Annotated in this window: 11 protein-coding genes; 4 read left to right on the top strand and 7 right to left on the bottom strand. The window is 66.9% G+C overall.

All coding sequences use genetic code 11. The features are described from left to right. Positions 1 to 13 precede the first annotated feature (13 nt). Positions 14 to 967 carry an ArsR/SmtB family transcription factor gene (locus tag H7X47_RS13210; RefSeq protein WP_193369154.1) on the bottom strand — a complete coding sequence of 318 codons (954 nt, stop codon included), beginning with the start codon at positions 965 to 967 and terminating at the stop codon, positions 14 to 16. A 219-nt stretch (positions 968 to 1,186) separates the two neighbouring features. On the opposite strand from H7X47_RS13210, the gene H7X47_RS13205 reads away from it, so the two are divergent. Further along, a complete protein-coding gene (locus H7X47_RS13205) occupies positions 1,187 to 2,152 on the top strand; it encodes a patatin-like phospholipase family protein (RefSeq protein ID WP_193369153.1) in 966 nt (321 codons plus the stop codon). Positions 2,153 to 2,405: 253 nt separating this feature from the next. On the opposite strand, the gene H7X47_RS13200 is transcribed toward H7X47_RS13205, so the two are convergent. Beyond that, positions 2,406 to 2,786 (bottom strand): hypothetical protein, encoded by a 381-nt coding sequence (locus H7X47_RS13200; protein ID WP_193369379.1) that lies wholly within the window; start codon positions 2,784 to 2,786, stop codon positions 2,406 to 2,408. Between the two features lie 997 nt (positions 2,787 to 3,783). On the opposite strand from H7X47_RS13200, the gene H7X47_RS13195 reads away from it, so the two are divergent. Genes H7X47_RS13195 through mdoH form a run of 3 tightly spaced genes read left to right on the top strand, consistent with a single transcriptional unit; the run spans position 3,784 to position 7,881 of the window. Next, a complete protein-coding gene (locus H7X47_RS13195) occupies positions 3,784 to 5,328 on the top strand; it encodes an OpgD/OpgG family glucan biosynthesis protein (RefSeq protein ID WP_319633603.1) in 1,545 nt (514 codons plus the stop codon). Continuing rightward, on the top strand, positions 5,325 to 5,831 hold the full coding sequence (locus H7X47_RS13190) for a hypothetical protein (RefSeq protein ID WP_193369152.1): 507 nt from the start codon (positions 5,325 to 5,327) through the stop codon (positions 5,829 to 5,831). Before H7X47_RS13195 ends, H7X47_RS13190 begins: the two co-directional genes overlap by 4 nt. A 13-nt stretch (positions 5,832 to 5,844) precedes the next feature. Then, positions 5,845 to 7,881, top strand: a complete 2,037-nt coding sequence (mdoH, locus tag H7X47_RS13185; protein ID WP_193369151.1) for a glucans biosynthesis glucosyltransferase MdoH — start codon at positions 5,845 to 5,847, stop codon at positions 7,879 to 7,881. Positions 7,882 to 7,888: 7 nt separating this feature from the next. Here mdoH and H7X47_RS13180 read toward each other — a convergent pair whose 3' ends face one another. The 5 genes from H7X47_RS13180 to H7X47_RS13160 all read right to left on the bottom strand — a co-directional run bounded on the left by H7X47_RS13180 (position 7,889) and on the right by H7X47_RS13160 (position 14,422). Then, positions 7,889 to 8,632 (bottom strand): TIGR02186 family protein, encoded by a 744-nt coding sequence (locus tag H7X47_RS13180; RefSeq protein WP_193369150.1) that lies wholly within the window; start codon positions 8,630 to 8,632, stop codon positions 7,889 to 7,891. 1 nt (position 8,633) lies between these two features. Then, entirely contained in the window at positions 8,634 to 9,554 is a 921-nt protein-coding gene (locus H7X47_RS13175; RefSeq protein ID WP_193369149.1) for a sulfite exporter TauE/SafE family protein, read from the bottom strand. Positions 9,555 to 9,689: 135 nt separating this feature from the next. Continuing rightward, positions 9,690 to 10,640 carry a dimethyl sulfoxide reductase anchor subunit family protein gene (locus tag H7X47_RS13170; RefSeq protein WP_193369148.1) on the bottom strand — a complete coding sequence of 317 codons (951 nt, stop codon included), beginning with the start codon at positions 10,638 to 10,640 and terminating at the stop codon, positions 9,690 to 9,692. 15 nt (positions 10,641 to 10,655) lie between these two features. Further along, positions 10,656 to 11,408, bottom strand: a complete 753-nt coding sequence (locus H7X47_RS13165; RefSeq protein WP_193369147.1) for a 4Fe-4S dicluster domain-containing protein — start codon at positions 11,406 to 11,408, stop codon at positions 10,656 to 10,658. After that, on the bottom strand, positions 11,405 to 14,422 hold the full coding sequence (locus H7X47_RS13160) for a molybdopterin oxidoreductase family protein (protein ID WP_193369146.1): 3,018 nt from the start codon (positions 14,420 to 14,422) through the stop codon (positions 11,405 to 11,407). The genes H7X47_RS13165 and H7X47_RS13160 overlap by 4 nt, the downstream gene beginning before the upstream one ends. Positions 14,423 to 14,535 lie beyond the last annotated feature (113 nt).

Below are 14,535 nucleotides of genomic sequence, written 5' to 3'. Positions count from 1 at the left end.
AGCTTGTCTCCCCCTACGCCGCCCGGGAACGGTCGCGCAGCTGCGGCTGGCGCGCCGTCCAGATGCAGATGGTCAGCGGATCGCCTTTCAGGCGCCGGCAGCCTTCCGGCTTCAGCCCGGCGGCCTTAAGCCAGTCGGCCATCTTGTCTTCCTCGAAGCCGAGCCAACGGTGCTCGTGCTCGCTGCGCAGCATGTCCAGGCCGTGGGCCTGGAAATCGACGATGAAGAGGCGCCCGCCCGGGCGCAGCACCCGCGCGGCTTCCTGAATGGCCGCGGCGGGGCGCTCCGCGTAGTGCAACACCTGATGAATGGTGATCGCGTCGAAGCTGCTTTCACCCAGAGGTAGATGATGCATGTCGCCTTTACGCACCACACAGTTGCGCAGGCGCGCCCGTTCCAGCTTGGAGCGCGCCAGCAGCAGCATGTCGGGCGACATGTCGATGCCCACGGCGTGTTCCACCTTGTCGGCGAGGATCTCCAGGATGCGGCCGGTGCCGGTGCCGATGTCCAGCAGGTCGCTCACCTTCTCCTCCCCGATGAGCGCGCTGAGCTGCTTCTCGACCTCGTCGTCGTGCACATAGAAGGAGCGCAACTCGTCCCACTGCTCGGCCACCTTGCGGAAGTAGTCCTCGGCGCGCTGGGCGCGGTCGCTCATCAGCGCTTCCAGGCGCGCCAGATCGCGCAGCACCGTCGGATCATTTTCCGGCAGGGCGTCCACCAGCGTCTGCGCCAACGCCGCCGACGACCCTTCGTGCGCCAGACGGAAGTAGACCCAGCTGCCTTCACGGTTGCGATCCAGCAGCCCGGCATCGGTCAGCAGCTTCAAGTGGCGCGACAGCCGCGGCTGGCTCTGGCCGAGAATGTGGACCAGATCGGACACCGTCAGATCGGCATGGGCGCAGAGCACCAGGAGCCGAAGCCGGGTCGGTTCGGCAGCCGCCTTCATGGCGGAGAGAAGGTTGTCCATGAGCGCCCTCCCCGGGGTGCCGTTCCATCGGATCAAGATGCTATAATAAGGATATAAAGATATCGTTATGTCAAGCGAAGATAAGGGGCGGCGAGCGCCTACAGGCCGCGACACAGGGGGATTAACCCAAGGTTCCCAGGCAAGACCGCCTTTCCCTGGTATCCGCGGGAGAGCGTTCTTAATTATGATTCGTTAAACCGCACAACGTTATGATTCGGCATGGTCCAGGTTCTGCATCCGCAGTCGCGACCGCGTATCGGCCTCGCCCTCGGCAGTGGGGTGGCGCGCGGCTGGGCGCACCTCGGCGCCATCCGAGCGCTCAGCCGTCATGGCATTGAACCCGACGTCATCGTCGGCACCTCGATCGGCGCCGTGGTCGGCGGGGTTCACCTGGCCGGCAAAGCCGACGCCCTGGAAGCCTGGGCCCGCGCTCTCACGAAAGTGCGCATGATCTCCTACATGGATTTCCGGGTGCGCAACGGCGGCATGATCGGCGGCCGCCACCTGGTCGATGCCTTGCGCGAGAACATCGGCGAGCTTCGCATCGAGGATCTTGGCATTCCCTTCGCGGCGGTCGCGACCGACCTGGTCACCGGCCACGAGGTGTGGTTGCGCGAGGGCGATCTGATCGACGCCATGCGAACCTCCTTCTCCCTGCCCGGCGTCTTCGAACCGATGGAGCACGACAACCGTTGGCTGGTCGACGGCGCCCTCGTCAATCCGGTTCCGGTTTCAGTCTGCCGGGCGCTCGGCGCGCAGATGACGATCGCCGTCAACCTCAATGCCGACATCATCGGCAAGGAGCGCCGCGCCGGTGCGCCGGTGCCCACGGTGGCCGGCTTCGACCTGCTGAATGAGCTCCAGCAGGGCGAAGAATCGTCGAAGCCGTCGCGAATCGGGACTCTGGCCCGCCGCCTCTTCCGGCGCGAACCGACCCACCCGAGCATGTTCGGGGTGATGATTTCGTCTCTCGGAATCGTCCAGGATCGCATCTCGCGATCACGCCTAGCCGGCGAACCGCCCGACGTTCACATCACCCCGCGGCTGGGTAACATCGGGCTCTTTGAGTTTGATCGCGCCGACGAAATCATCGCCGAAGGCGAAGCGGCGGTCGAACGAGTCCTCCCGGACCTGCACGACGCCATCTCTATTTTCGGTCAGGACATGCACGTCGGCGACAACTGAGTCGGCGGGTGAATCGACCGGCAAACCGGCGGAAGATTCGGCTGATAAATTGACGCCCGATCGATCGCTTGCACTGCCCCCTTCACCACTGAAAGCAGCCCTGAAAAGAAAGCGGCGACCACCGTGTCGATGGCCGCCGATTTCAATTTTCGCTCTACCGTTTCCGGTAGTCAGAGGCGGCACGAGACCGCCTCTGATGTCTTTGTAAGACCTTGTTTTAACTGCCAATTTTCGGACAGCTGTTGTCGGCTGTCTACGTCTTGGCGGTCTTTTTCCTGGTCGCTTTCTTCTTGGTAGCCTTCTTCTTGGCGACCCGCTTCTTAGCGACCTTTTTCTTAGCGACTTTCTTCTTCGCGACCTTCTTCTTAGCAGCCTTCTTCGCAGGCCGCTTCTTAGCGGTCTTACGGACGGCCTTCTTTTTCGCGACCTTCTTCTTAGCAGCCTTCTTCTTCGCAGGCCGCTTCTTCGCAGCTTTGCGCACGGTCTTCTTGGCGGTGCGCTTCTTAGCGGTGGTCTTGCGCGTCGTCTTCCTGGCGGCGCTCTTCTTTTTCGCAGCCGTCTTCTTCTTGGCTGCGCGTTTCTTAGCCGGCGCTTTCTTCTTCGCAGGCTTCTTCTTAGTGCTCTTGGTTGCCAATTGTCTAATCCCCTAACGTAAGAACGAATCCGGTGATGCCACCCTGCGATGCGAATTGTGCCTTCTTGACGAAGCACTGACAAGAAAAGAGAGAACATAACGAAGCAATGAGCAAGCGTTTTCTCATCGACTGAACGGCACCTCCCCAGACGACTTCCAGCATCGCGACAAGCGAGTCATCGTCTCGACGCGGATAACGCACTGCTCTTTGCTTTGCAGGCGACGCCGCGACACGAGTCGCGGGTAAAGTTCATCGACGAATTGCTTAACGATTTCTGTCGCGACACATCGCCTCGGCCGCCAGGTCTAGGACACCTTGTGCAGGGTGGTCGCCGGACTGCGCGCTGACCTCGTGAGAACCGTCAAGCTTCGTCTACGGAGTCGATTCTTCGACCTGCATTTTCGTCTTCGCAAAGTATCGGCGGTGCGGTCGCGACATCCGGGCAACGACTCTTTTTCCGGTCGTCGCGATCGCACGCCGGGTCGCTTTCCCTTCTTCTGCCGTCGCATGTAAAAACGGGAACGACGCCTTCTCCAAGTGCGCCTCCCGCGGGCCGCCGCCGAGGAGACCACGCATCCTCTTTCCGATGCCCAGGGGCTCCCGCGCCGTTCCACCAGCGAGGCCGTGCGCCTTCATCGCCCCGGCAAGACCGCCGGCCCGGGATCGCACCGCTTGGCAGTGCTCGAACAAAGCGCCGGCGATGCCACTTCCTTGACTCTTCCGCCATCTCGAACCGGCGGCTTATATCGGGGCTAACGATGCAATCAAGGCCCTTAAGAGGCCGCAATTTCAATCGCCTAGCCCTGCTTCGCGGCGCGGAGCCTCTCAACCGCTGGAACAAATCCGGGGCACGCAGGTCTGTATTTTCAGCGACGTGCCACGCCACAGGAGAGCACCCGACCGTACAAGCCCCGGCAGCGCTTCGGCGGCCCCGGGGAAGCAGATTGGCCGGATGCCCCGGACCACTCGGCGGGCCACTTTATTGAGAGGGAAAGCGTGTCATCTCGTTACTTCGACCGGCGGAGGTTCCTTGCTGGGGCAGGCGTTGGCTGCCTGCTGCCGGCCGTGGCGCGGGCCGAAACCAACTGGACCCTTGCCATGCCCGGCGCCGGCTTCGGCTTCGAGCAGGTCAACGACATGGCGGCCTCCCTGGCCGAAACGCCCATGCGGGAGAACGCCATGCCGCTGCCGGAGGCCATGGCGCAGCTGACGCCGGAGCGATACCACGCCATCCGCTTTCGCGCCGAAGCCAGCCTGTGGCGCGACGAGAGTATGCCCTTCCAGGTCCAGTTCTTCCCCCGCGGCTCCTACTTCCATCACGCCGTCGCGGTGAATGTGATCGACGGTGACAGTGTCGCCCCGGTGCCCTACGCGCCCGGCTTCTTCGACTTCTCCGGCGCCGACATGGCCGAGTTGCCGCCCGAGGATCTCGGCTTCGCCGGGTTCCGTCTCATGTACCCGCTGAACGGCGGGGACCGCCATGACGAGCTGGCGGTCTTTTTGGGCGCCAGCTACTTCCGGGTCCTGGCCGCCGGGCAACACTACGGATTGTCGGCCCGCGGCCTGGCCATCGATACCGGCCTCGCCAAGAAAGAGGAGTTTCCCTACTTCCGCGAGTTCTGGCTGAAGAAGCCACAGCGCGGCGCGCGCAGCATGGAGATCTTCGCGCTGCTGGACAGCCGGAGCCTGACCGGCGCCTACCACTTTCGACTGACGCCCGGTGCCGAGACACAGATGGACGTGCGCTGCTGTCTCTATACGCGCAGCGCGGTGGAGAAGCTCGGCCTCGCGCCCCTCACCTCCATGTTCTTCTACGGCGAAAACACCACCCGGCCCATCGACGACCTGCGCCCGGAAGTGCACGATTCAGACGGCATGCTGCTGGCGACCGGCCGCGGCGAGTGGATCTGGCGCCCGCTGGCCAATCGCGACGCGCTTGAAATCTCCTCCTTTGCCGACGAAAGCCCCCAGGGCTTCGGCCTGATGCAGCGTGACCGCGACAGCCGCCACTACCAGGACCTGGCGTTCAACTACGAGCGCCGGCCCTGCGCCTGGGTGGAACCCCAGGGCGCCTGGAGCAAGGGCGTGGTGCAGTTGATCGAGATCCCCAGCGATTCCGAGCGCTACGACAACATCGGCCTGTTCTGGGTGCCGGACCGGCCGGTGGAGCCGGGGCAGGCCTGGCCCTTCGCCTACCGCCTGCGCTTCGCCAGCAGCTATCCGGACTTTCCCGCCAGCGGCCGCGCCCTCGCGACCCGGGAAGCCAGCGGCAGCGACGAGGGCCTGCGCCGCTTCGCCATCGAGTTCGGCGGCGGCCCCCTGGCCGAGCTCGCAGAGGGGGCGCCCGTGCAACTGGTGGTCAGCGCCTCGCCGGGAAAGATCCTGCAGGCCAGCAGCCGCCGCAACGCCGCGACCGGCACCTGGCTCGCCCATTTCGAGCTGGATCCCGAAGGAGAGGACGCGGTGGAACTGCGCGCCTTCCTGAAGGACCAGGACCACGCCTTGACCGAAACCTGGAGCTACCTGTGGAAGCGCAGTTGATCGATATGTCTCTTGAGTGGAGCCTGTCCGGCAACGGCAGCGGCGGGTCGCGCCCGGCCACGTTGGGCGAGCGGCTCGACGCCTATCTGCGTGCCGCCGGCGCCGAGGACCCCGCGCGCCGCAGGCACCTTATCGCCGCCACCCGGCAGCTCCTGGCCGAACGCGGGAGCGATGGCCCGGCCGCCCCGGCCCGCCCCACCTGGGCCGAGATCATTGCCGCCGTGGATGCCTGTCTGGCCGCCGAGATCTGCACAGTCGGACCCGGAGCGCAGAGCGCCCGCGGCCGCGTGGCGCTGAAGCAGGGCCCAGCCGTCAATCCCCAGACCGAGGACGAATGGGGCACGCCGCCGCGACAACGCCGCCGTATGCACGCCCAGAGCCTCTCGCTATGGCGCCCGCAGTTCCTGGGCGACGCCGCCTGGCTGTACCGCTACCAGATCAGCCGCTCCACCCAGAGTCTGGCCGCCTGCCTCTGCTGGCTCGCGGTCCTCATCATCCCCTGAGGGCTCGGCCGGTATGCCCGCCCCGGCAGACGCCCCTCCCCGCCTCCGCCGCCAGATCCTGCTGCTCCTGGTCCTGGCATCGACCGCAGCGGCAGCCCTGGTGCTGGGAACCATCCTGGCGGCGGAAGGCTTTTCGCTGCTGGAACTGGGCATCCTTTTTCTTTTCTCCGCGCTCTTCGCCTGGATCAACACCGCCTTCTGGATCTCCCTCTTCGGTTTCGCGGCGCACCTTCGGAGACAGGCCCGGCGGCGGCCGGACACCACGGCGGCGCATTCCGACCGGCCCGGCGCCACCGCCCTGGTCATGCCGATCTACAACGAAGACCCGGAACGCGTCGCCGCCGGGCTGCGGGCCACCCTGGACTCGCTCTGCGCGCAGCAGCCGGAGGGCCGCTTCGACGCCTACCTGCTGAGCGATACCACGGACCCGGACATCTGGCTGGCCGAGGAGCTGGCCTGGAGCCGCCTGAACCGGGAGTTCGCCGGCCGTGTTTCCGTCTTCTACCGCCACCGGCCGCGCAACCTGGCGCGCAAGAGCGGCAATATCGCCGACTTCTGCGAGTCCTGGGGCTACCGCTACGACTACATGGTGGTGCTCGACGCCGACAGCGTCATGTCCGGCGCCTGCCTGATCCAGCTTGCAGAGCGCATGGACGCCAACCCGCAGGTCGGCCTCATCCAGGTGCCGCCCCTGCCGGTACTGCGTGAGTCCCTCTTCGCACGCAGCCAGCAGTTCGCCAGCAGCGTCTACGGCCCGCCCTTCGCCGCCGGCCTGGCCTATTGGCTGGAGGGCGATTCCAACTACTGGGGCCATAACGCCATCATCCGGGTCGCCCCCTTCATCGAACACTGCGGCTTGCCCGAGCTGCCCGGCCGCGAGCCCTTCGGCGGCGAAATCCTCAGTCACGACTTCGTCGAGGCGGCGCTGTTGCGGCGCGCGGGCTGGGAGGTTCGACTGGCCGACGACCTGGGCGGCAGCTTCGAGGAGCCGCCGCCGACCCTCATCGACCACGCCAAGCGCGATCGCCGCTGGTGCCAGGGCAACCTGCAGCACCTGGGCGTGGTCGCCGCGCGGGGCCTGCGGCCGCTCAGCCGCCTGCACCTTGGCATGGGGGTGATGTCGTACCTCTCCTCCCTGCTGTGGCTGCTCCTGCTGGCGCTTTCGGGGCTGGAGGCCTGGCGCCAGGCGGGCACCGAGCACAGCTACTTCATCGAAGGCGACCTCTTCCCCAACTGGCCGGTGTCCTATGCCTTCGAGGCCACCACCCTGCTGGCCATCACGCTGGCCATCCTCTACCTGCCGAAGGTCATGGGCTATCTCACGCTGCTGGCCGACCGGCAGCGCCTAGCGGCCCACGGCGGCGCCTTGAAGGCCGGTCTCAGCGTCGCCCTGGAGAGCCTGCTGTCGATCCTGCTGGCGCCCATCCTGATGCTGTTCCAGAGCGGCTTTATCGTCTCCATCCTGGCCGGGCGCAGCGTGCGCTGGGCGCCGCAGCAGCGCGACGACGGCGAGACCTCGTGGCACGAGGCGGTCGCCGCCCATGGCGGCCATACCGCCCTCGCCCTGCTGGCCGGCGGCGTCAGCTACGCCTTCATCCCCGAGTTCTTCTGGTGGCTCACCCCGGTGCTGGCGGGCCCGCTGCTCTCCATTCCGCTGTCGCGCTTGACCAGCCGTGCCGACGTGGGGCGCAGGCTGCGTGACCGGGGCCTGTTCCTCACCCCTTGCGAGAGCGCCCCGCCGGACGTGCTGCAGCGGCTGACGCAGGCGCTGGCCGCCCGGCAGCCGGCGGCGACGCCGGGTGAGCCCTCGCTCTTCGAGCAGGCGATCAGCGATCCTTTCCTCAACGCCCTGCACCGCACCCTGCTGGAGCGCGAGCCCCGCGCCAAGAGCGAGCGTCTGCGCCTTGACGGCCTGATCGCCCGCCTGCAGGAAGGCGGCGCCGGCGGCCTCAGCCGGGACGAGAAGCGCGATCTGCTGTGCGACCCCACCTCCATGGCCACCCTGCACGCCCTGGCCTGGCAGGCGCGCGAGTCCGCCGCCGCGGGCTGACGCCCGCTCAGCCCTTGCGGAAGACGAAGGCCGCCAGGGCGCCGGCGGCGACGGCCAGCAGCACCGCGATGATGCCGTAGAGGGCGGAGTAGTTGTAGGCGAAGAAGAAGACGTCGGCGCCCAACCCGGCCTTGCGCACGATCAGGGGCGTGGTCTGGGCATGGGTCACGCGGCCGTCCTGCAGCATGAAGACTTCCACGTCGTAGAAGCCGGTCGGCACGTTGGCCGGGAAGTGCAGCCGGGTGCGGAACAACTGCCCGCCGAGGAAGGAGATGTCGCTGGCGCCGGTGGCGAAAAGACCCTGACGCTGCTTGTTGCGGATCAGCGCGGCGCGGAACACCTTCAGATCGGCCTCGCTGATGCGGTCGTCGAGGCTGCGCAGACGCAGGAAGTGGGCGCCCATGCCATGGCGCATGCGCGTCACCTCGCTGGCGATCTCGTCCAGGGGCGCGCTGCTGCGCACGGCGTAGAAGCTCGGCACCCGCTCGAAGATCACGCGGCGGTCGTTGACCCAGACGCCGGCGTAGCGGCCCTTGCGCCAGACAGTGGTCTCCTCCTCCGGCCCGCGTACCACGACCACCACGTTGCTTTCGGGCTCCACGGTGCCGAAAAGCAGCACGTCCGTGCCGACGAAGCCGGTGGTGATCTGGATCTGGTGCTCCGAGAGATCGGCGATCAGCGGCGTCTGCGCCGCCCCCGGCATGGCCAGGAACAGCACGGCGATGGAGAGGAAGACGGCGCGCAGGTTCATGTCAGTGCGCCCCCGCCGAGCCGATGGCAAAGAGGTCTTCAGGGGTCACCACCAGATCGAACAGCAGCTTGCCGCAGACCCCCAGCACCATGAGCGCCAGCAGGATCCTCAGCTGCTCGCCGCGCAGGCGGGTGCCCGCGCGGGTGCCGATCTGGGCGCCGATGACCCCACCGGTCAACAGGATGAGCGCCAGTACGGCATCAACGGTCTGGTTCTGGGATGCCTGCAGAAAGGTCACCGTCGCCGTGACGAAGATGATCTGGAACAGCGAGGTGCCGACCACCACGGAGGTCGGCATGCCCAGCAGGTAGATCATGGCCGGAACCATGATGAAGCCGCCGCTGACGCCCATGATGGCGGCCAGCACGCCGACGATGAAGCCGATGAAGACGGGCAGCAGGGCCGAGATGTAGAGCTTCGACTTGCGGAAGCGGATCTTGAACGGCAGGCCGTGCATCCAGTGGTGCTGGTGCAGCTTGCGTTTGACGTCTCCCTGACGGCGGCGGCGGAACAGGGCGCGGCTCGCCTCCAGAAACATCAGGCCGCCGACGATGCCCAGAAAGACCACATAGCAGAGGGAGATGACCAGATCGAGCTGGCCGGCGCCGCGCAGGACGGTGAAGAGCCAGACGCCGAACAACGAGCCCAGGGTGCCGCCGGCCAAGAGCACGAAGCCCATGCGGAAGTCGACATTGCCGCGCCGCCAGTGCGCCAGCACGCCCGAGACCGAAGAGGCGACGATCTGGTTGGCCTCCGTGGCCACCGCCACCGCGGGCGTCACACCGATGAAGATCAGCAAAGGCGTCATGAGGAACCCGCCACCGACACCAAACAGCCCGGAAAGAAACCCGACGGCACCGCCCATGCCCAAGAGAAGAAAGACATTCACAGAGATCTCTGCGATGGGCAGATAGATGTTCATCAAAATCGGCTTTCGATCGGCCGTGCGCCGCAGGGCCTAAACTTTAGTGTTCCGAGCTTAGCTTTCGTAGATACAGCATTGCAATAAAAGCATTCTTAATCATGCGTCCCAAGGGCAACTATTGTCCAACCCAGGTCACGCACGGCTCTCCCCGTAGTAAAGGGTGACCACGTGCTTGGCCTCGGCGAAGAAGAGCCAGCGCTCCACCGCCAGCCCGGCGGCCAGCAGCGGCAGGCTGGCGAGGGCCGCCAGCAGGCTGCCGAGCCCCGGCGCCGCCTGGCCCACCACGATCAGCACGAAGGGTGCCAGGAAGCCGCCCAGCAGCGTCAGGCGGCGCAGCTTCTCGGCGTGCTTGCGCGCAATCCTGAAACCCATCTCCTGCATCAGATAACTAGATTCGCTGTGCGGCGCTTCAAGGAGGCGCACCCGGCCCTGCGGCCCCAGGCCAGTCGCCGACTCCGCGGTGCCGGCGGGCTCGCCATACATCACATTGCGCCAGTAGAGCACCTTCACCAGCCCCGCCAGGATGAACAGAGCCGCCGCCATCCAGGCGAAGGCGCCGTTGTGCGGCAGCCCCCAGAGCTGCAGCAGCAGGTTCAGCAGCACCGCCCCGGAAAGCGCCGAGAGCACCAGATAACTCGGCAGTGTCCAGGGCGAGGCCCAGGCCCGTATGGTCCTGAGCGAGGCATAGATCATCGCCGTGCAGATCACCGTTACCAGGCAGCAGAGGCTGGCCAGCAACCCCACCACCGCCAAGGTGTCGCTGTTGGTCCCGTCGACGATCCAGTAGAAAGCGAAAAGCCCAACCGGCAGGAAGGTTACGACCGCCGCCACGCCCTCGCGCGACAGCCAGGAAGAGCGCCACTGGGTGAGCGCCCGCCAGGCCCGCTCCGGGTGACCGAGGTGCAGGGTGGAGGACAGCAGGCCCGTCACCACCAGTCCGAGGCCCAGGGCGAAAGCCGCGAGGCCGAACCAGCGCTCGGAGGGCAGGACGCCGAAAGCCGCCAGCAGTCCGAGCCAGGCGAGCAGCCCGTAGCCCGCGCCCGAGGCCGTGGTGAAGAGAATGACCGATTTCGCCGGATGCACCGCTGACCCCCTTTCCTAACGACTCAGCACCCGGTCGACCCAGCGGGCCAGCAGACCGGCCGCTTCGCCCTCGGGCGTGGCGGGCTGCAGGGCGGCGCCGGAGTCGACCGCCGGCGTCTGGCGCTTGGGGCGCGGCGGCAGGTAGCGGTTCACCGGCTTGCACTCCTGCTCGGGCATCAGCTCGTAGCCGCCCCGCGCGGCCACCAGCAGCGAGACCTCCGACTGCGGATCGCCCAGGTCGCCGAAGTGGCGCGCCCCGGCCGGGCAGGTCGAGACGCAGGCCGGGGCGCGGCTGCGCGGGTCCAGGTTCTCGTTGTAGATCTTGTCGACGCAAAGCGTGCACTTCTTCATCACGCCCACGTCCTCATCATATTCCCGCGCGCCGTAGGGGCAGGCCCAGGAGCACAGCTTGCAGCCGATGCAGGCCTCGGCGTTGACCAGCACGATGCCGTCCTCCTGGCGCTTGTAGGAGGCGCCGGTCGGGCAGACGGTGACGCAGGGCGCCTCCTCGCAGTGCAGGCAGGACTTGGGGAAGTGGACGGTACGGCTGTCGCCGGCCTCGTTCACCACCTCGAAGGTGTGGATGCGATTGAACCATACGCCGCTGGGGTCGGCCCCGTAGGGGTCGCTGTCGGTCAGCGGCGCGGAATGGCCGGAGGTGTTCCACTCCTTGCAGTTCACCGCGCAGGCGTGGCAGCCGACGCAGATGTCGAGGTCGATGACCAGGCCCAGCTTCACCGGGCCGGCATTGCGCGGCAAGCTGGTCATGCGCCGCCCTCCCCGCCGCCGCCCGGCTTCTTCACGTTGCCCTTGCCGTCGGCGACGCCGGGTACGGTCACCGAGACCTCATGGCGGTTGCCGATCCATTCCTGGAAAGGCGTCCCCTGGCCCGCGACGGCGGCCCTGCGGTCCTTCAGCTCGGCGCCGTAGCGCAGCTTGCCGCCCTCGTCGAGGCCGCGCCGCGGCGGCGCCTTCACCGCTTCCATCAGGGGGTCGGTCGCGCCTTCTTCTCCGGGCCGGCAGCGTTCCAGGCGGACGCGCAGGTCGTACCAGGCGGCCTGGCCGGTCACCGGGTCGGAGTTGGAGTAGCGGTGGCCGCCCTCGCGCTCCGGCAGCAGCTCCGAGATGATGTGGTTCAGCAGGAAGCCGCGGTTGCTCTCCGGCGCTTCCGGATCCAGGCCCCAGGCGCCGCGGCGCTTACCGATGGCATTCCAGGTCCACACGGTCGACGGATTGACGCCGTGCATCAACCGCACCTGCCCCTTCACCCGGCCGTGCGGGCTGACGACCCAGACCCAGTCGTCGTCGGCGATGCCGAAGCGCGCCGCTGTCTCCGGATGCACGTAGAGGCGATTGCGCGCGGTGATCTGGCGCAGCCAGGCGTTCTGCGAACCCCAGGAGTGGTACATGTGCATGGGGCGCTGAGTGATGGCGTGGAGGGAGAAGTCCTCGCCGTCCAACGCTTCCTCCTCCATGGGCGGATACCAGATCGGCAGCGGGTCGAAATAGGCTTCGACGCGGGCGCGCTCGCCGTCGGGCGGCTGTACCTTGCCGTGTCCGCGCGCCGCCAAGCGGAACTTCTGCAGGATCTCGCTGTAGAGCTGCATCACGATGGGCTCTTCCGTCGGGATCCAGCCCATTTTCTTGGCGAAGGCCAGGTAGCTCTTGTTGGCATGCTTGAAGTAGAGCTGGTCCGGCGACAGCTTGTGGGTCCAGAAGCAGCCGTTCTCGATATAGCGCTGCAGCTGGTCCGGGTTCGGCGCGCCGGTGCCCTGCTGCTTGCCCTCGGGGCCGCGCCAGCCGGCCAGCGGGCCGATGCCGGGGGTCCGCTCATGGTTGGCGATGTAGTCCGGGTAGCCGCCGGGATACTTCGGCTCGCCGTCGAGGTAGACGAAGGTGGGAAGCTGCAGCCGGCCGGCCAGGTCGATCAGGACGTCCTGAAAAGGCCGCACATCGCGGTCGGGCGCGCAGACCGGCTGGCGGATGGCGTCACCGGGACCGTGGGCGCTGCTGATCGGACGGTCCAGCAGGGAGATGCAGTCCCAGCGCTCCAGGTAGGTGGTGTCCGGCAGGATCAGGTCCGCGTAGGGCACCATCTCCGAATAGTAGGCATCGGAGTAGATGATCTTCGGGATCTTGTAGTCGCCGGTCTCCGGGTCCTTGTCCGTCAGGTACTTCAAGGTGCCCTGGACGTTCATGGAGGAGTTCCACCCCATGTTCGCCATGTACATCATCAGCACGTCGATCGGATAGGGATCGCCGGCCCAGGCGTTGTGGATCACCATGTGCATCAGGCCGTGGGCGGCCAGCGGAAACTCCCAGCTGTAGGCCTTGTCGAGGCGCGTCGGCCGCCCCTCGGCGTCTACCAGCAGGTCGTCCGGGCCGAGCGGAAATCCCAGCGGCATGCCGGGCAGCGGCCGCTCCGGCGCCGCCGTCTTGCCGGCCGGCAGGGGGCTGGGCGGGATCAGCTTGGGGAACGGCGCCTTGTAGCCGAAGCCCCCGGGGCAGTCGATGGAGCCCAGCAGCATCTGCAACAGGTGGATGGCCCGGCAGCTGTGGAAGCCGTTGGAATGGGCGGAGATGCCGCGCATGGCATGCATGGAGACCGGGCGGCCGATCATCTTGTCGTGTTTGCGCCCGGCCCAGTCGGTCCAGGCGACATCCAGCACCACTTCCTTCTCGAAGGCGGCCTCGGCCAGTTCGGCGGCGATGCGCCTGATGGTGGCAGTGGGAATGCCGACGCGCTCGGCCACCGCCTCCGGCGCGTAGACCGGGTCGAGGTAGCGCTTGGCCAGCAGTTCGAAGACCGGCACCGCCGCGCGGCCGTCGGACAGCGCAAAGCGCCCGACCACGGCGGCCTTGGCGGTGACGTCGGCGGTCGGCACCGGTTCCCCGCGGGCCGTGTCCCAGCACAGCGTCGCGCCTTCGGGATTGCGCAGGAAGAGCCCGTCCTCCGGGCCCTCGGGGTCGTCGATCACGAGCCAGGTGGCGTTGGTGTAGCGGCCGAGGAAGTCCCAGTCGATCTTCTCCGCCTTCAAGAGCTCGTGCACCAGGGCCAGAACGAAGAGGCCGTCGGTGCCGGGGCGCAGGCCGATCCATTCGTCGGCGATTGCCGAATAGCCGGTCTTCACCGGGTTCACCGAGACGAACTTGGCCTGGCCTTTTGTCTTCATGCGGCCGAGCCCGGCCTTGATGGGGTTGGAGTCGTGGTCCTCGGCGACGCCGAACAGCATGAAGTAGCGGGTATGGTCCCAGTCCGGCTCGCCGAACTCCCAGAAGGAGCCGCCGATGGAATAGAGCCCGGCAGCTGCCATGTTGACCGAGCAGAAACCGCCGTGGGCCGCGAAGTTCGGGGTGCCGTACTGCATCGCCCACCAGCCGGTCAGGGACTGGCTCTGGTCGCGGCCGGTGAAGAAGGCAAGCCGCCGGGGATCGGTCTGGCGCACCTCGCCCAGCCACTCGCTGGCCAGCGCCAGGGCCTCGTCCCACTCGATCTCCTTGAATTCGCCGCTGCCGCGCTCACCCGTGCGCAGCAGGGGCTTGGACAGTCGCGCCGGCGAATAGTGCTGCATGATGCCCGCCGACCCCTTGGCGCAGAGCACGCCCTGGTTCACCGGGTGGTCGGGGTTGCCTTCCAGATAGCGGACCTTGCCGTCTTTCAAGTAGACGTTGATGCCGCAACGGCAGGCGCACATGTAGCAGGTGGTTTGCTTGATCTCGTCGGCGACTTCCGGGCAGGTATTGACGGCTTCCTGACCGGTATCCAACACACTCCTGACCATCGATCCTCCCAGTCCCGCCCGGCCGGGTTCGCCCCTGGCCGATAGGCTGCCGCGGTTTTCCACTGATCCCGCCTGCCGCTGCGGCACCCTGCCGCCGCCACAGCAAGGGTACC

The sequence above is a fragment of the Pelagibius marinus genome (genome assembly GCF_014925385.1).
Classification (GTDB): Bacteria; Pseudomonadota; Alphaproteobacteria; order Kiloniellales; family Kiloniellaceae; genus Pelagibius; species Pelagibius marinus.
This window is presented reverse-complemented; position numbering and strand designations above follow the sequence as displayed.